Below are 17,604 nucleotides of genomic sequence, written 5' to 3'. Positions count from 1 at the left end.
TCCCCCTAATTACTCATTCTTGCAAGAATTTCTTCATACCCTTGTACAAGATCCCCAAGATCTCTTCTGAATCTATCTTTATCTAACTTTTCATTTGTATCTACATCCCAAAGTCTACAAGTATCTGGTGATATTTCATCAGCTAATATTATATTACCATCAGAATCTTTTCCAAATTCTAATTTAAAATCTACCAACTTTAAATTCATCTTTAAGAAAAATTCTTTCATTAATTTGTTTATTTTTAGAGTTTCATTTCTTAAGAACTGTAATTCCTCTCTAGTAGCTAATTTCATTGCTACTGCATGGTCATCATTTAACATAGGATCGCCATAATCATCATTTTTATAGCATATTTCAAATATAGGTTCATCTAATACTATTCCTTCTTCTATTCCTACTCTCTTACAAAATGATCCTGCTGTTATATTTCTTACGATTACTTCTAGTGGTAAAATTTCAACTTTCTTTACTAACATTTCTCTTTCTGATAAGTTTTTTATGAAGTGTGTTTCTATTTGTTCCTTGTGTAACATTTCAAACATTATTGTAGATATTTTATTATTTAAAATTCCCTTAGATAATATCTCTGCTTTTTTTTCTCCATTAAATGCTGTTGCATCATCTTTAAAATAAACTATAAATTCATTTTCTTTCTCTGTGCTGTATACTTGTTTTGCTTTCCCCTCATATAATAACATCATTATTACCCCCTTAAATTTTTATCATCTTCTAATACTTGTTCTTCCATTTCTTTTCTATATGACTTTAAATTTTCTTTTAAAACTGGATATTTTATACTCATTATTTGAAGTGCCATTAATGCTGCATTAAGACCTAGGTCGATTGTTACTGTTGCTACTGGTATCCCCTTTGGCATTTGTACTATTGATAAAAGTGAATCCAATCCATCCATTGTAGATGATTTTATTGGTAAGCCTATAACGGGAATTAACGTGTGTGATGCTATCACTCCCGGTAGATGTGCTGCTTTGCCTGCAGCTGCTATTATTACATCTGTATCATTTTCTATTTCTTCTAAGAACTCAGTAAGTTGTTTTGGTGTTCTATGTGCTGATAATGCTCTCACTTTAACTTCTACACCATATTTTTCTAATAAATTTATTCCTTCCTCTAATTTAGGATAATCCGATTTGGAACCCATAACTACTGCTACTTTCATTATTATTCCTCCTTTACATTCATTACACGAACATTAATTATTAATGTTCGTGTAATTATATGAACTTTATACTTAAATATTATAATAATATTCATTTATTTTCAAGTGTTTATTTTAATTTAGATTAAATTCATTCGACATATTTAAAATATTATTTATGTATATGTTTTAATTATTCGTATTTTTAACAATATAATAAATATAGTTTCTTTATATTAAAAAAGTCACCTTAACTGGTGACTCTCACTTTATTTTTTATTTTTGAAATTTAGATATGCTGCCAGAGCTTTGATATATAAAAGTAAACATACCTATTAAATATACTAAACTCAATATAGTGACTACAATATCAATTTGCATAATGTACTTATCTATAATAAAGGTTACCCCCATTAATAACATTATCATTCCGAATAAATAGCTCCATTTAGAATGAAACTTTATATATCCATCTTTATCTTTTATTTTTTCCATCGGAACCCATTTATTAGTACATTTACTTAAATCTCTATACCTATTAAGCCTATACCCTCTTATTATAAAACCAATCCCTATCATTATTAATAGTATGTTTATAAAAATTCCCATAATAAAATCCTCCTACTATTTATATTTTTAATACTCTAGCTCTATCATATCTTTAGCGTTATATCCATAACGAAAAGTAATAAAACTATAGCTACCAATGTATTAATCTTTGGGTTTGCTAAATTTACAGTGTACCCCATACCCATTTTTCTATCTACTATAAATGAAGGATCATCTTTATTAAAATAAAAATATCCAAAAATCCACTTACTATAATCATCACTATAATTTACATTTTCTTTAACTTTAAAAGAACTCAACATTACACAAGAATATAAAACATTTATAATATTTGCCATAATTAAAAACCATGCAAATATAATTGTATATAGAGGAAATTTATATTGATTAAGTAATATTATCGGTATTATCGTAGTTTGATATTCTATACATAGAGCTATTAATACAAAAGATTTACCCATTTTATTTATGTATTTAATCACTCGTTTCTTTTCATTTTCTAGCTTATCTTTTCTTATATTTGTCACATTCCCTATTGAGGATATTGTTATAAATCCTAGTAATACTATCATTATAAACCCTGCTAATTCCAATCCAAATACATTTTTTAAGCTTTTAACAACAAAATCTGTTTCACTTGGATTTTCTATAAAATTAGGAGGTATTAATCTTGGTAGTTCATTGTAAATCGATGCTAAATAAAATATTGATGATGCTGATATAAATAATAATATTAAAAATATAATACTAAATTTATTTTGTATTTTTGATTTCTCACTTAATAAAATTGTATCTATTGTTTTAGTTTTATTTTGTATTATATCTTTTTCATTATCTATATTTTCTACTAATATATCTCTTAATTTTTTGACTTTAGAATAATTTATAAACTGAAATAGTATTATAAATCCTGCATAAACAAAAAGTATAATATTCATGATTTTTTCAAAATTTTTATCCAAAGTATAAACAGCCAATATACTTGCAAATAACATTATTAAAGATATTATTCTTATACTTTTTTTATATTTATTTCTAATACTAACCTTATCTTCTTCATTTAGACTCAATTCATTTATTTTTATTCCATAAAAACAATTAAATCCTCCTGAATACTCTGCATATACTGAAGCAATATATACAAAAAACATCGTCGGTAGTAAAATTATGAGATATGATATATTGTTCATTAATATTCACCCCTAATTCCTATTTATATTACTAATTTAAATATTATACTTTACTCTATAACTACATATATTAATAATTAAATCTAATCTACTTACGGTTATATCAACTATATAAATATACTAATACAAATCCAAAGTCAATATATGTGGACTAATATGGTCTTTTTGTGCACTCAAACATTATTTATTCCTTTAACTTTGTTGTTTAATAAAAAAATCCCGAAACTGTAACCTATATAGATTACAATTTCGGGATTTTTGTTTTTAGTATTTTATAAGAATATAAACTTACATATAAATAGTATCGAAAGTATTATTAATGATAAATTTATTTCTTTAATTCTATTAGTTGCTATTTTTAAAACTACATAAGAGATTATTCCAAATATTATACCATCAGCTATGCTATATGAAAGTGGCATCATAGCAAATGCTAAAAATGCTGGTATGGCATTTGTAAAATCACTAAAATCTATTTCTTTAAGAGAACTCGCCATCATAACTCCTACTAATATAAGTACTGGAGCTGTTGCTTGAGTTGGTATTGATGTGAATATCGGAGCAAAGAATAATGATAATAAGAATAATAATCCAGTTGTAATTGCTGTTAATCCAGTTCTTCCACCTTCACCTATTCCTGCTGCACTTTCAACGTAAGCTGTAACAGTTGAAGTTCCAAGTAAAGCTCCTGAAGTAGTTGCTACTGCATCTGAAAATAAAGCTTGCTTAGCTCTTGGTAATTTTCCGTTTTCATCTAACATATTTCCTTTTGAAGCTACACCTACTAAACATCCCACTGTATCAAATAAATCTACGAATAAGAATGTAAATACTACTACTACCATATCAAAACTAAATATTTGTTCTGCTGGTACTGATAAAGCTTGTAAAAATACTGGCTTTAATGATGGAGCTGCCGAAACTATACCTTTAGGTAATTCTACTAAACCAGCTACCATACCTATTGCAGATATTGTAATCATTGCTAAAAGGAATGCTCCCTTTACATTTTTAGCTATTAAAACTGCTGCTAATAATAATCCTACTATTGTTAATAAAACTAATGGGTCTTTTAAGTTTCCTAAGGCAAGTATTGTTGCTCCGTTAACAACTATTCCTGCATTTGATAATCCTATAAATGCTATAAACAATCCTATACCAGCTGTAACAGCATGCTTTAATACTGATGGTATACAATCTATAATCTTTTCTCTAACATTTGTTACTGTAAGTAATATAAATATAATTCCCTCTATTAAAACTGCACATAAAGCAAATTGCCAACTGTACCCCATTGATGATACTACTGTATAAGCAAAGAATGCGTTAAGCCCCATACCTGGTGCTAATGCTATTGGATAATTTGCAAGAAGTCCCATAACGCAACTTCCTATAAATGCTGCTATTGCTGTTGCTGCAAATACAGCTCCTTTATCCATACCAGCATCTGATAATATATTCGCATTAACAACTAATATATATGCCATTGTCATAAATGTCGTAATACCTGCTATAATTTCTGTTTTTACATTTGTATTATTTTCTGATAGTTTAAATACTCTATCTAATATATTTTTATTAGCCGTCTGTGTAACTTGCATATAATACCTCCTATTTTATTATTTATAGTATAAATCGTTCGTTTTATTCTTAACTTTACATACTTATTATATATTATAATTCATATTTTATCAATAGTTTTTTAAACTTTATATATATTTTTATGTAAATAGTTCGTAAAAGCCTTAATATTACCTTTTATTTCTTGCTAAATTATCAGTTTATGTAAAAATTTATTCTATTTTAATTAAAATAAATAATAAAAAAGCCTAATATCATATGATATTAGGCTTTTTTATTATTTATTTTTGTGTAGCATTAAATTCTTTTTCATTTGCAGGTACTTTTATTTCACCTTTTACTATTTTTTCTTTTATTCCATTTACATATTCTAATACATCTTTTGGTATTAATTTAGATTCAACTATACCAACACCATCTTCTTTAAGTCCGTATACTTTTTCTGATCCACCTTTTAATTTACCTTCAACTAATTCTTTTACTGTATCATATACACCAACATTAACTTTCTTTAATGCTGAAGTTAACATATTATCTGGAGCTAAGTTACTTTGGTCTCTATCAACACCTATTGCAAATTTCTTTTGCTCTTTCGCAGATTCTATAGCACCTACTCCTGTACCACCTGCTGCAGGAAGTATTATATCTACATTACTATTATACATTTGATTAGCTATTGATTTACCCTTAGCTGCATCACCAAAAGTACCAGCATATTGAACTTTTACATCTGCATCTTTGTTAGATTCTTTTATACCAGCTCTGAATCCATATTCAAATCTAGATATAACTGGATTTTGCATTCCACCTATAAATCCTATATTATTAGTTTTAGTCATTCTTCCTGCTATAAGACCTGCTAAGTATGTAGCTTCATTTTCTCTAAATAATATAGGTGTTACATTTGATGGTATTTCATCATAAGTTTCATCTACTATAGCAAAGTTTTGATTTGAATAGTTTTCAGCTTCTTTCTTAATATCATCTTTCATAGTGTTTCCTACACCTATGATTAAATCCATATCTTGGTCAGCAAGACTCTCTAAATTAGTTATGTATTCAGATGCTTGTTTTGATTCTATTACTTTTACTTCTATACCTAATTCTTTTTCAGCTTTTTTTAGACCCTCATAAGCAGATTGGTTAAATGATTCATCATTTATACCTCCAACATCTGTTACCATACCTACTTTTATAGCTTTACTTGATTCTTTTTTAGAATCTCCGTTACCACATCCAACTAACATAGCTGATGATACTATAACTGCTGTTCCTAATGATAATAATTTCTTAAATTTCATATTATTCCTCCTGGCGTCTTAAATATTTAAATATGTCTATATATTGCATAATATTTTCAATTTATATTCTATATATTTACTTTTTTAGTTGTTTATCTATATAATGGTATTGTTTTCTGAATATTGTATACATTTGTATCGTAAAACAGAGTATCGAGGTAAATATTTATAATCATATACCTCGATACATTAATAGTTCTATTTTATTTTTATTCCCACTCTATTGTTCCTGGTGGTTTTGAAGTTATGTCATAAACTACTCTATTTGCTCCATCAACTTCATTTACTATTCTATTAGATATCTTTTCTAATACATCATAAGGCATTTTATACCAATCTGAAGTCATTCCGTCAGAAGATGTTACCGCTCTTATACCTACTAAGTAAGCATAAGTTCTTTCATCTCCCATAACTCCAACTGTTTTTACATCTGGTAATGTAGCGAATGCTTGCCATATTTCTTTATATAGTCCATGTTCTTTTAATATATCCATATATATTGCATCTGCTTCTCTTAATATGTCACATCTTTCTTTAGTTACTTCACCTATAACTCTTATTCCAAGACCTGGTCCTGGGAATGGATGTCTAAATATTAAGTCTTCTTCTATTCCAAGTTCTAAACCTATTTTTCTAACTTCATCTTTAAATAATTCTCTTAATGGCTCTACTATTTCAAATTCTATATCTTCAGGTATTCCACCAACATTATGGTGAGATTTTATAGTTGCAGCTTCTCCATGTCCACTTTCAACTACATCCGGATATATAGTTCCTTGAACTAAGAAGTCCATTTTTCCAAGTTTATTTGATTCTTCTTCAAATACTCTTATGAATTCTTCACCTATTATTTTTCTCTTAGCTTCTGGCTCTGTTACACCTTTTAATTTACCTAAGAATCTATCTTCACAGTTAACTCTTATTAAGTTCATGTCAAACTTATCTCTGAATATTCTTTCTACATCATTACCTTCGTTCTTTCTAAGTAAACCGTGATCTACGAATACACAAGTTAAGTTATCTCCTATTGCTCTGTGTACAAGTACCGCTGCTACTGATGAATCAACTCCACCACTTAAAGCACACAATACTTTCTTGTCTCCAATTTTTTCTTTTAATTCTTTTATTTTATCTGATATAAATGAATCTGTAGTCCAATCCCCACTTACTTCACAAACATTATATAAGAAGTTTCTAAGTACTTTATCTCCTTCTTGGCAATGCTCAACTTCTGGATGGAATTGTACTCCATATAATTTCTTTTCTATACACTCCATAGCTGCAACTGGACAATCTTTAGTTTGAGCTATTGATTTGAAACCTTCTGGAAGCTTGTCTATTAAATCAGTATGACTCATCCATACTATATTTGTAGATATACCATCAAATATAGCTGATTCACTGTAAGTTATTTCCGTTTTTCCGTATTCTTTTTCACTAGTGTTTCCTTTTCTTACATTACCACCAAGTATATGACTCATTACTTGTATACCATAGCATATTCCAAGTATAGGTACCCCTATTTCAAATATCTCTTTAGCTATTTTAGGTGAATTTTCTAGGTAAGCACTGTTAGGTCCACCTGTGAATATTATTCCTTTAGGATTCATCGCTTTTATTTTTTCTATGTCTGTAGTATACGGTATTATTTCACAGTATACGTTGTTTTCTCTAACTCTTCTTGCTATTAATTGATTGTATTGACCTCCGAAGTCAACAACAAGTACTAATTCATGCTTCATATTATATCTCCCCTTGCATACTGTAGTTTGGCGCTTCTTTACTTATTGTTATATCATGTGGATGACTTTCTTTTAAAGATGCTGCTGTGATCTTAACAAATCCTGCATTTTCTGCTAAATCGTTTAATGTAGGAGCTCCACAGTATCCCATACCAGCTCTTATACCACCTATCATTTGGTATATTATATCTTCCGCTTTTCCTTTATATGCTACCATTCCTTCAACACCTTCTGGAACTAACTTCTTAGCATCATTTTGGAAGTATCTATCTTTAGATCCTTTTTCCATAGCTCCAATTGAACCCATACCTCTGTAAGTCTTGTATGATCTACCTCTATAAAGAACTGTTTCTCCTGGACTTTCTTCTGTACCTGCAAATAATGATCCCATCATACATACTGATGCTCCACCTGCTAATGCTTTAACTATATCTCCAGAGAATTTAATTCCTCCATCAGCTATTACTGGTATTCCATATCTCTTACCAACTTCTGCACAATCCATTACAGCTGTTAATTGAGGTACCCCTATACCTGCTACAACCCTTGTAGTACATATTGAACCAGGTCCTATACCAACTTTTACACAATCTGCTCCAGCTTTTATTAAATCTTCTGTTGCTTCTGGTGTAGCTACATTTCCTGCTATAACTTGAAGCTGTGGATGAGCATCTTTTACTTTTTTAACTGCATCCATAACCCCTTTAGAATGTCCATGTGCACTATCTAATACTATTGCATCTACATTAGCTTTAACTAAAGCATCTACTCTATTCATTAGGTCTGCACTTATTCCTACTGCAGCTCCACATAATAATCTGCCATGTGAATCTTTAGCTGAATTAGGATATTGTATTTTCTTTTCTATATCTTTTATAGTTATTAAACCTTTTAAATGACCTTCATCATCTACTATAGGTAATTTTTCTATTTTATGTTTTTTAAGTATTTGTTGAGCTTCAGCTAAATCTACTCCTTCTTTAGCTGTAACTAAGTTTTCTTTAGTCATAGCATCTTCTATACTCTTAGTCATATCATCTTCAAACTTTATGTCTCTATTAGTTATTATTCCTATTAATTTATTATCTTCATCTACTATAGGCACACCTGATATTTTGTATCTTGCCATTATATCATCAGCATCTTGTATAGTATGATTTTTTGATAAGTAGAAAGGATCTACTATTACTCCACTTTCACTTCTTTTTACTTTATCTACTTCTAATGCTTGTTCCTCTATAGACATATTTTTGTGTATTATACCTATACCGCCTTGTCTAGCCATTGATATAGCCATCTTAGATTCTGTAACAGTATCCATACCTGCACTCATTAGAGGAATATTTAATTTTATTGTTTTAGTTAAGTAAGTCTCTATATTAACGTCCTTAGGTAGTACTTCAGATTTTTGTGGAACTAATAAAACATCATCAAACGTTAAACCTTCTTTTAATATAGTTGCCATAGTAGTTCTCCCTTCTCTTATTATATATATTTTATACGAATTTTAAATATTTTTTCTGTTTTTTTGTTCGTCTTAAATTAAGATACAAAAAAACCTGTATATTAACTTCTATTCTTATTCTCATAAAAGTGAAATTACTATACAGGTTTCCAAAATATCTCTACTTATAGCTAACCTATAGGGATATATAATCAGCCTACAAATTTACTTGATCTAGATATTCTGCTATAATAATTTCACTCATAGTCGAGACATTTACGGTATCTCGGTAGAAACTCTCAGACCATATTTCCGAGTATATACGAGTGACATATTGTTATTTAGTTATAAACATATAATTTCTTTTAGTGACTACTAATTTATCAAAATTTATAAGTTATGTCAATAATTTTACGTCAAATTTTTCATTTATAATACAGTTTATTTTATATATCAATTGATGAAATGGTATTCCTGTGTTTTTACTAATTATTTTGCAATCTTCATACTCAGGTGTAACCTTAATTAGCTTATCATTGTAATAGCCTAGTTTGATACTTATTTCACCGTATATTGTATCTATTTTAGTAAATTTTCTCTTTAGTCTCTCTCTATTATATTTATGATATCTTACTCCAAATGTACTAGTTTCTGTAATTAATATTTCTACAAATTTCTCCAAATCATTTTCTTCACATAATATAGTAATTTTATTTGCCGGTCTATTTTTTTTCATATATATACTTTCTGTATAAACATCTAAAGCTCCCGCATCTAAAATCTTGTCATAAAGATATGAGTATATTTCTTGTGACATATCATCAATGTTCGTGTTTATTTCATAAATTACTTCTTGTTTTTTTTTACACCTATAACAGTTCTTAATATATTTGGCAGCTCAAATTTTTTCTGTCCAATTCCATAACCAATCTGATTTACTTCAAATTCTAATATATCTACGAATTCATCACATAAAGCTTTTATTATAGCAGCTCCCGTTGGAGTACTACATTCACCTTTAACTGTATTTAATTTAACTGGAACTCCTTTTAATATTTCCATTGTAGCAGGAGCTGGTACTGGCATTATTCCATGATCACATTTTACAAATCCTGAACCTACTGGAACAGAAGTTGAGCATATTTTATCTATACATAATAAATCTATTAATATAGAGGCTCCTACTATATCTATAATTGAATCTATTGCTCCAACCTCATGAAAATGTATCTTATCTATAGTAGTTCCATGAACCTTGGCCTCAGCTTCTCCTATTATCATAAATATTTTCTTTGCCATACTCTTTACGTTCTCATTTAAGGTACTTTCATCTATAATTTCAAATATATCTACTAAGTGTCTATGTACATTGGTTTCCTGTGTTATAACTTCTACATTAGTTCCTACTATTCCACTTTCATTTTTAGAAGTTATCTTTAACTCACATTCATTGTATATACTAAGTTTTTTTAATTCCTCTAAAAATACATCTGTTGGAACTCCTAAATTCAATAAACTTGCTAGTGTCATATCCCCTGATATTCCATTTACTATATCAAAATAAAGTATTCTTTCTTTCATTTTTTTCTCCTTGAACTCAACTATTTTAATTTATTTATCATAGATGCCAAGTACCCAGCACCGAAACCATTATCTATATTAACTACTGAAATTCCTGATGCACAGCTATTTAGCATAGTAAGAAGAGCTGACAATCCTCCAAAATTAGCTCCGTAACCTACAGATGTAGGAACAGCTATAACAGGAACATCAATAAGTCCTCCGACTACACTTGGTAAGGCCCCTTCCATACCTGCAACAGCTATAACCACTCTTGCTTCATCTAATATATGTTTTTTATTAAGAAGTCTATGTATGCCCGCTACCCCAACATCATAAACCCTTTCTACTTCATTTCCTAAAAATTCAGCTGTATAATAAGCTTCATCAGAAACTGGTATATCAGATGTTCCACCACTTACTATTACAATTTTACCTTTTCCTTTATGTAAAATTTCATGGTTTTGTATTTTTAATATTTTTGACAATTCTTCATACTCTGCATTTTTATAAATTACTCTTATTTTTTCAAATGTTTCTTTTCTACATCTAGTCCCAAGTATATTAAATCCTTTTTCATTCATTTTCTCTATTATACCTAGTATATGGTCATCACTTTTTCCTTCGCAATATATAACTTCTGGGTATCCATTTCTTATTTCCCTGTGATGGTCTATATTTGCATATCCTAAATCTTCATATGGTAAGTTTTTAAGCTTCCCTAAAGCTTCATCTATATTTATTTGGTTATTTTTTACATCCTGAAGTAACTCTCTTAAATCCATATTTTTACCTCTTTATAATTGACTTTAAAATAATTTTACCACATTTTAGTATTAGTAGTTGTTATTAATAGATATCTTTTATAATACCATCTACTAATTTGGATCAACATACACAGTCGCTTGAGCAATGTATTGAGAACTACTTGAACAAAATGGGCAAATCGAATTTTTGTATTATAAAAGGAGTAACAATAGTTACTCCTTCTAATATATGCATTGTTAAATTACATCATTCCCGGCATACCGCCACCCATTCCTGGAATAGGTTCATCTTTTGATGGAAGATCAGCAACAGCAGCTTCTGTAGTTAAGAATACTCCTGCTATCGATGCAGCATTTTGTAGAGCTGTTCTAGTAACCTTAGTAGGGTCAACTATCCCAGCTTCTATCATATTTACATATTTTTCATTTAAAGCGTCAAATCCTATTTCAGGATCTTCACTCATAACGTTTTGTATTATTACAGCTCCTTCAAGACCTGCATTTTTAGCTATTTGTCTTAATGGTTCTTCTAAAGATTTTCTTATTATTCTAGCTCCAATTTTAACTTCACCATCAAGTTCTTCAACTAGTTTATCTAATGCTGGTATAACACTTACATACGCAGTACCTCCACCAGCTACCATTCCTTCTTCAACACCTGCTCTTGTAGCATTAAGTGCGTCTTCTATTCTTAATTTCTTTTCTTTCATTTCAACTTCTGTAGCAGCTCCAACTTTTACAACAGCTACTCCACCAGCAAGTTTAGCTAATCTTTCCATTAACTTTTCTTTATCAAATTCTGAAGTAGTTTGTTCTACTTGGTTCTTTATTTGGTTTACTCTATTTTGTATAGCAGTTTTATCACCATATCCATCAACTATAGTAGTAGATTCTTTTGCTACTTTAACAGAAGATGCTCTCCCTAGCATAGTTACATCAGCTTCTTTTAATTCATATCCTAATTCTTCAGATATTACTTTACCACCTGTAAGTGTAGCTATATCTTCTAGCATAGCTTTTCTTCTATCTCCAAATCCTGGAGCTTTAACAGCTACAACTTCAAATGTTCCTCTTAATTTATTAACTACTAATGTAGATAATGCTTCTCCATCTACATCTTCAGCTATTATTAATAATTTTTTACCTTGTTGAACTATTTGTTCTAGAACTGGTAATATTTCTTGTATGTTAGATATTTTTTTATCTGTTATTAATATATATGGGTCATTTAAAACAGCTTCCATTTTATCAACATCTGTTACCATGTATGCAGAAACAAATCCTCTATCAAATTGCATACCTTCAACTGTTTCTAATTCAGTGTGCATAGTTTTTGATTCTTCAACTGTTATAACTCCATCTCTTCCTACTACTTCCATAGCCTCTGCTATTAACTTACCTACTTCTTCATCTCCAGCAGATATAGAAGCTATTTGAGATATAGACTCTTTAGTTTCTATAGTTCTTGATTGAGATTTTAATTCAGCAACAGCAACATCAACTGCTTTTTGCATTCCTTTTCTTATAAGTACTGGATTAGCACCCGCTGTTACATTTTTTAGCCCTTCTCTTATTATAGCTTGAGCAAGTACTGTAGCAGTTGTAGTACCATCCCCTGCAACATCATTAGTCTTAGTGGCAACTTCCTTAACTAATTGTGCTCCCATATTTTCAAATCTATCTTCTAATTCTATTTCTTTAGCTATTGTAACACCATCATTAGTTATTAGAGGTGCACCAAATTTTTTATCTAATATTACATTTCTTCCTTTAGGTCCTAATGTAACTTTTACTGTATCTGCTAATTTATTTACACCAGCTTCTAAAGCTTTTCTTGAATCTTGAGCAAATTTAATTTCTTTAGCCATTTTTAACCCCTCCTAATAAAATTATTCTATTACAGCCAATATATCACTTTGTCTTAATATTGTGTATTCTTTACCTTCTATTTTAACTTCTGTACCTGCATATTTTGTAAATATTACCTTATCATTTACTTTTAATTCCATAACTATTTCTTTTCCATCAACAATACCACCTGGTCCAACTTCTACAACTTCAGCCATTTGAGGTTGTTCCTTAGCCGCACCTGGTAAAACTATTCCACTTGCAGTTTTCTCCTCTGCTTCTATTTTTTTTATAACTACTCTATCAGCTAATGGTCTTATTTTCATAATCTCTACCTCCTAGTGATTTATTTGTATTATTAAAGGAATTTTAAATTCCATGTTATCATTTTTAAATATTTATAGTCAAAAATAAATACTATAATAATTTGAGCAACGCGTTTGCGAGCTTTTTTATCACTCTAAACAATAGAGTGCTAACAATTATTATAGTATATTAATTGCTAATAAGTTTCAACTATTTTTTATAACACATAGAAATTTTTTATAATATTGGCGAAAATAACCTAGATATTGACTCTTTAGCCTTTATAATTATATTTCTATTCTCAAAATCACTTTCATCTAATTCTTCACTATTTTTCATATCTTCAAAGAAATCTTTAGTCATTATTTCTATAACATCTTTATCATATATAAATGCGTTTATTTCAAAATTAAGCATAAAACTTCTTAAATCCATGTTAGCAGATCCAGTAGAGGATATCTTATCATCTATTATTACTATCTTAGAGTGTATAAATCCTTTAGTATATAAATAAACTTTTCCTCCAGATTTTAATATATCTGCAAAGTATGAGTATGATGCACTATTCACCATTTTATGGTCAGCTATTTTAGGGAATATAATTCTTACATCTACACCACTAAGTGCAGCACTTTTAAGAGCTCTTAATATACTCTCATCTGGAATAAAGTACGGAGTTTCTATATATATACTCTTTTTAGCTTGGCATATTGCAGAAAAATATGCATAATGTATAGCTTCCCAATCACTATCTGGACCGCTTGCTACCACTTGAACCATACTGTCACCACAATAGCTCATTTTCGGGAAGTATTTTTTTATTAATATAATTTCTTTAGTAGTATAGTACCAATCTATTAAAAATGTCATTTGAAGTAAATATACTGATGTTCCTTCTATTCTTATATGGGTATCTCTCCAATATCCAAATTTCTTATTTTTACCCACATACTCATCACCAATATTAATACCACCTGTATATCCTACTTTTCCATCTATAACTACTATTTTTCTATGATTTCTATAATTTAACTTACTTCCTATTATAGGAAACTTAGCTGGTAAAAATGGCATTATATCAATTCCATGCTTTTTCATTTCATTGAAAAATTTTCTATGGAACCAAAATCTCCAACAGCCAACATCATCATATAGAATTCTTATTTTTACCCCTTCTTTAGCTTTCTCTATTAATAAATCTCTTATTTTTCTACCTATTTCACTATCTTTTATTATAAAGTACTCTAAATGTATATGATCTTTAGCTGATTTAATATCTTTTATAAGATTTTCAAATTTTTGATTCCCATCTATATAAACATCTATATTATTATTAGTTGTAAATGGAAACATGCCTGTATTTAATAGTAAACTTATTACTCTCTTTTTTGAATAATCCGCTAGTTCATCGTCTGCTAAACTTCTTTCTTTTATTGAGTCTTGTTCTAATTTTACTAATTCTTGTATTTCTTCTAGATTTTCAAATAATTTTTCTTCTTTTATGTCATTTGCTAACTTTTGAGTTTTAAATATTTTTATTTTTCTTATATTTCTACCAAATACTGCATATATTAATAACCCTACTCCTGGAAGTAGTAAAAATATTAATAACCATGTTACAGTTCTAGCAGGGTCTCTATTCTCAAGTATAATAACCATTGAAATTGCTGCACTAGCTAAATATGATATAATCAAATAACCTAAAAATAAAATACCTACAACACTCATGTTTCATCCCTCTTCTAGTTATCTTCCTATTCCAAGCTCTCTTGCATAATAGAATAAATATTGTTGGGCATATCCAGATAGATCTTTAAATTTATCAATTGCGTACTTTCTTATTTTAGGCAAACTCATATCCTCTTCTACATAGAATTCTTGCATAACCCTCTTAACCCAAACGTCAACAGGGAAAGTATCTATTTTAGTCATACCAAATAATGCTATACAATCTGCTACCTTCGGACCTACTCCGTTAAACTTAGTTAATTCTTTTATACATTCGTCTGTGCTTAAGCTTGAATATTTCGATACATTCTCATTATTTTCTACCACTCTTTCAGTAGTGCTTTTTATATACTTATCTCTAAATCCAGTTTGACACGCTCTTATTTCTTCTTGTGTTGCTTTATTTAGCTCTTCTGGTGTTGGAAATGCATAATAATCTTTACCATTATAGTTCCCTATGTATTTTCCAAAATTCCTAGATAAATTTTCTATAGCTTTTTGTATCATAGGAATTCTATTATTAGAAGAAATAATAAATGAAATAAGCATTTCCCATCCATCTTGTCTAAGTATTCTTATTCCCCATCCAAAATCGCAAGCTTTATCTAAGTATTCATCCATATTTTTTAAAGTATTTTTTATATCTGTGTAATTTGTTCCTAAATCAAAGTAATTATACCAAATGTTATTGAAATCCTCTAAATTAGTGTTATTTAAATAAATTTCATCATTTTCTCTTAATACATTTATAACTTTTCCTTTAGCAACACCTGTATAAGATCCATTATCTTCTTTGTGCCATCTAAAGCATTGCCCACATTCAAATATATGCTTTGGATCAAAATCTGCTACTCCCTCTAATATTACTGAATTATCTTTTTCATAAACATTCATTTTTTTTACTCCTTTATATCTATGTAATAATTGTTAATACTATTAATTTACCCTATTTTCGTGTAAATTAAATAAACTATTTTTGTATATACAAATATAATTTTAAAAGTCTAGAGTAGAATTTAAAATATTTTTTTGATAAAATACATAAGACATTATTTTTAGAGGGTGATTTTAAATGAACAGTAGAGGTATATTTATTGCAATAGAAGGTCCTATAGGCGTAGGTAAAACTACACTTGCAACTATACTTAATGACCATTTTGGCTATACTCTTTTAAGAGAAATAGTTGAAGAAAATCCTTTTTTATCGAAATTTTATACGGATATTAAAGAATATGCTTTACAAACAGAAGCATTTTTTCTATTTAATAGATTAAAACAATTAAGTGATATAGAAAAAGATGTATTAAGCAATTCTCAAGGCGTGGTTAGTGATTACCATATTATAAAAAATCTTATATTTGCAGGAATAACTCTTGATAAGATGGAGTTTCATAGATATAAGCAGATGTATAATATTTTCGTTAACGATTTACCTCAGCCAGATATAATAATATATTTAAATTCAGATACAGATGTTTTAATGAAAAGAATAGCTATGAGAGATAGAAGTTTCGAAAGACAAATGGCTAGAGATTATATAAATGAACTAAGATTAGAGTATAAATATTATTTCGATCCATTATCTATAAAACATAACTTTATGGGTAAAGAGCCTCTTATAATAGAAGTCGATAACTCAGATTTAGATTTCTTAAACAATGATAAGGACAGGCAATCTATAATAAATAAAGTAGAAGAAGCAATAAAGACCTTAGGAGGACAAGCGTAATGTTTAAATTAGTAAACCAGTGCAATAAGCCTTTAAACAGAGACTTATTTATAACAGTAGCCGGAAATGTTGGAGCGGGAAAGTCAACTTTGACAAAATTAGTTGGTGAAAGATTAGGATTTGAAACTCACTACGAAAAAGTTGATGGAAATCCATACTTAGAAGATTTTTATTTAGATCAAGAAAAATGGGGATTCCACTTACAATTATACTTCCTTGCTCAAAGATTTAAGCAACAAAAGGAAATAGATACTAACGGGTTAAATAATATACAAGACAGAAGTATATATGAAGATGTAGAAATATTTGCTAGAAACTTATTTGATAACGGAAAAATGAGCAAAAGAGATTATATAACTTACAGAGATTTATTCAATGATATGGTGCCTTATTTAAGAAGACCGGACTTAATGATATACTTAAATGGTTCTATAGATACTATAGTTAATAGAATAAGCCTTAGAGGACGTGAAATGGAGAAATCTGTTGATATAGATTATTGGAAAAATCTTCACAATAGATACGAAAGATGGATAGGAGAGTATGATCAATCTCCAGTTTTATATGTAAATATAAATGAAGTTGATCTAATAAAAAATCCAGAACATCTTGATTTATTATGCGATGAAATAAAGAAAGTATTAGGAATGTAGTTTACTACACTCCTAATACTTTT

The 17,604-nt window shown here is 28.9% G+C and carries 15 protein-coding genes, 1 pseudogene and 1 riboswitch; of the genes and pseudogenes, 2 read left to right on the top strand and 14 right to left on the bottom strand.

From position 1 onward, the window contains the following. Positions 1-5: 5 nt before the first annotated feature. The 14 genes and pseudogenes from purC to JNUCC81_RS01175 form a co-directional block, all read right to left on the bottom strand. Positions 6-701, bottom strand: coding sequence for a phosphoribosylaminoimidazolesuccinocarboxamide synthase (gene purC, locus JNUCC81_RS01240; protein ID WP_454096360.1), 696 nt, complete (start codon positions 699-701; stop codon positions 6-8). Positions 702-706: 5 nt separating this feature from the next. Continuing rightward, the gene (gene purE, locus JNUCC81_RS01235; protein WP_454094962.1) at positions 707-1,183 is read right to left on the bottom strand and encodes a 5-(carboxyamino)imidazole ribonucleotide mutase; all 477 of its coding nucleotides are present in this window, start codon (positions 1,181-1,183) and stop codon (positions 707-709) included. A gap of 255 nt (positions 1,184-1,438) precedes the next feature. Next, positions 1,439-1,771: a hypothetical protein gene (locus JNUCC81_RS01230; RefSeq protein ID WP_454094961.1), complete on the bottom strand. Its 333-nt coding sequence runs from the start codon at positions 1,769-1,771 to the stop codon at positions 1,439-1,441. Between the two features lie 44 nt (positions 1,772-1,815). Continuing rightward, positions 1,816-2,922: a DUF5808 domain-containing protein gene (locus JNUCC81_RS01225; protein ID WP_454094960.1), complete on the bottom strand. Its 1,107-nt coding sequence runs from the start codon at positions 2,920-2,922 to the stop codon at positions 1,816-1,818. 272 nt (positions 2,923-3,194) lie between these two features. After that, positions 3,195-4,523: an NCS2 family permease gene (locus JNUCC81_RS01220; protein ID WP_454094959.1), complete on the bottom strand. Its 1,329-nt coding sequence runs from the start codon at positions 4,521-4,523 to the stop codon at positions 3,195-3,197. A 261-nt stretch (positions 4,524-4,784) separates the two neighbouring features. After that, entirely contained in the window at positions 4,785-5,804 is a 1,020-nt protein-coding gene (locus JNUCC81_RS01215; RefSeq protein ID WP_454094958.1) for a BMP family lipoprotein, read from the bottom strand. 209 nt (positions 5,805-6,013) lie between these two features. Then, a complete protein-coding gene (gene guaA / locus JNUCC81_RS01210; RefSeq protein ID WP_454094957.1) occupies positions 6,014-7,546 on the bottom strand; it encodes a glutamine-hydrolyzing GMP synthase in 1,533 nt (510 codons plus the stop codon). A 1-nt stretch (position 7,547) separates the two neighbouring features. Further along, entirely contained in the window at positions 7,548-9,011 is a 1,464-nt protein-coding gene (gene guaB / locus JNUCC81_RS01205) for an IMP dehydrogenase (RefSeq protein ID WP_454094956.1), read from the bottom strand. 223 nt (positions 9,012-9,234) lie between these two features. Beyond that, positions 9,235-9,336, bottom strand: a riboswitch (purine riboswitch). 51 nt (positions 9,337-9,387) lie between these two features. Next, positions 9,388-10,520 (bottom strand): annotated as a pseudogene (gene larC, locus JNUCC81_RS01200) (nickel pincer cofactor biosynthesis protein LarC). A 71-nt stretch (positions 10,521-10,591) separates the two neighbouring features. Next, positions 10,592-11,335 (bottom strand): nickel pincer cofactor biosynthesis protein LarB, encoded by a 744-nt coding sequence (gene larB, locus JNUCC81_RS01195; RefSeq protein ID WP_454094955.1) that lies wholly within the window; start codon positions 11,333-11,335, stop codon positions 10,592-10,594. A gap of 224 nt (positions 11,336-11,559) precedes the next feature. Then, the gene (gene groL, locus JNUCC81_RS01190) at positions 11,560-13,185 is read right to left on the bottom strand and encodes a chaperonin GroEL (protein ID WP_208334509.1); all 1,626 of its coding nucleotides are present in this window, start codon (positions 13,183-13,185) and stop codon (positions 11,560-11,562) included. A gap of 21 nt (positions 13,186-13,206) precedes the next feature. Then, the gene (locus JNUCC81_RS01185; protein ID WP_042277681.1) at positions 13,207-13,491 is read right to left on the bottom strand and encodes a co-chaperone GroES; all 285 of its coding nucleotides are present in this window, start codon (positions 13,489-13,491) and stop codon (positions 13,207-13,209) included. 217 nt (positions 13,492-13,708) lie between these two features. Beyond that, the gene (gene cls / locus JNUCC81_RS01180; RefSeq protein ID WP_454094954.1) at positions 13,709-15,199 is read right to left on the bottom strand and encodes a cardiolipin synthase; all 1,491 of its coding nucleotides are present in this window, start codon (positions 15,197-15,199) and stop codon (positions 13,709-13,711) included. An 18-nt stretch (positions 15,200-15,217) separates the two neighbouring features. After that, positions 15,218-16,093, bottom strand: a complete 876-nt coding sequence (locus tag JNUCC81_RS01175; protein WP_454094953.1) for a DNA-3-methyladenine glycosylase family protein — start codon at positions 16,091-16,093, stop codon at positions 15,218-15,220. Positions 16,094-16,271: 178 nt separating this feature from the next. Here JNUCC81_RS01175 and JNUCC81_RS01170 point away from each other — a divergent pair, with 178 nt between their 5' ends. Both JNUCC81_RS01170 and JNUCC81_RS01165 read left to right on the top strand, forming a co-directional pair. Further along, positions 16,272-16,928, top strand: coding sequence for a deoxynucleoside kinase (locus JNUCC81_RS01170; RefSeq protein WP_454094952.1), 657 nt, complete (start codon positions 16,272-16,274; stop codon positions 16,926-16,928). Then, positions 16,928-17,581, top strand: a complete 654-nt coding sequence (locus tag JNUCC81_RS01165) for a deoxynucleoside kinase (RefSeq protein WP_454094951.1) — start codon at positions 16,928-16,930, stop codon at positions 17,579-17,581. Before JNUCC81_RS01170 ends, JNUCC81_RS01165 begins: the two co-directional genes overlap by 1 nt. Positions 17,582-17,604: the final 23 nt, after the last annotated feature.

This window comes from Faecalimicrobium sp. JNUCC 81, assembly GCF_053667625.1.
The sequence above is the reverse complement of the archived record's forward strand: the minus strand, read 5'-3'. Positions and strand labels throughout refer to the sequence as shown.

Bases quoted from the DNA above. Each gene is read 5' to 3' on its own strand.
- guaB (WP_454094956.1), bottom strand. From the start codon at position 9,011: ATGGCAACTATATTAAAAGAAGGTTTAACGTTTGATGATGTTTTATTA.
- JNUCC81_RS01175 (WP_454094953.1), bottom strand. From the start codon at position 16,093: ATGAATGTTTATGAAAAAGATAATTCAGTAATATTAGAGGGAGTAGCA.
- cls (WP_454094954.1), bottom strand. From the start codon at position 15,199: ATGAGTGTTGTAGGTATTTTATTTTTAGGTTATTTGATTATATCATAT.
- JNUCC81_RS01225 (WP_454094960.1), bottom strand. From the start codon at position 2,922: ATGAACAATATATCATATCTCATAATTTTACTACCGACGATGTTTTTT.
- purC (WP_454096360.1), bottom strand. From the start codon at position 701: ATGTTATTATATGAGGGGAAAGCAAAACAAGTATACAGCACAGAGAAA.
- JNUCC81_RS01230 (WP_454094961.1), bottom strand. From the start codon at position 1,771: ATGGGAATTTTTATAAACATACTATTAATAATGATAGGGATTGGTTTT.
- JNUCC81_RS01215 (WP_454094958.1), bottom strand. From the start codon at position 5,804: ATGAAATTTAAGAAATTATTATCATTAGGAACAGCAGTTATAGTATCA.
- purE (WP_454094962.1), bottom strand. From the start codon at position 1,183: ATGAAAGTAGCAGTAGTTATGGGTTCCAAATCGGATTATCCTAAATTA.
- larB (WP_454094955.1), bottom strand. From the start codon at position 11,335: ATGGATTTAAGAGAGTTACTTCAGGATGTAAAAAATAACCAAATAAAT.
- guaA (WP_454094957.1), bottom strand. From the start codon at position 7,546: ATGAAGCATGAATTAGTACTTGTTGTTGACTTCGGAGGTCAATACAAT.
- JNUCC81_RS01170 (WP_454094952.1), top strand. From the start codon at position 16,272: ATGAACAGTAGAGGTATATTTATTGCAATAGAAGGTCCTATAGGCGTA.
- groL (WP_208334509.1), bottom strand. From the start codon at position 13,185: ATGGCTAAAGAAATTAAATTTGCTCAAGATTCAAGAAAAGCTTTAGAA.
- JNUCC81_RS01165 (WP_454094951.1), top strand. From the start codon at position 16,928: ATGTTTAAATTAGTAAACCAGTGCAATAAGCCTTTAAACAGAGACTTA.
- JNUCC81_RS01185 (WP_042277681.1), bottom strand. From the start codon at position 13,491: ATGAAAATAAGACCATTAGCTGATAGAGTAGTTATAAAAAAAATAGAA.
- JNUCC81_RS01220 (WP_454094959.1), bottom strand. From the start codon at position 4,523: ATGCAAGTTACACAGACGGCTAATAAAAATATATTAGATAGAGTATTT.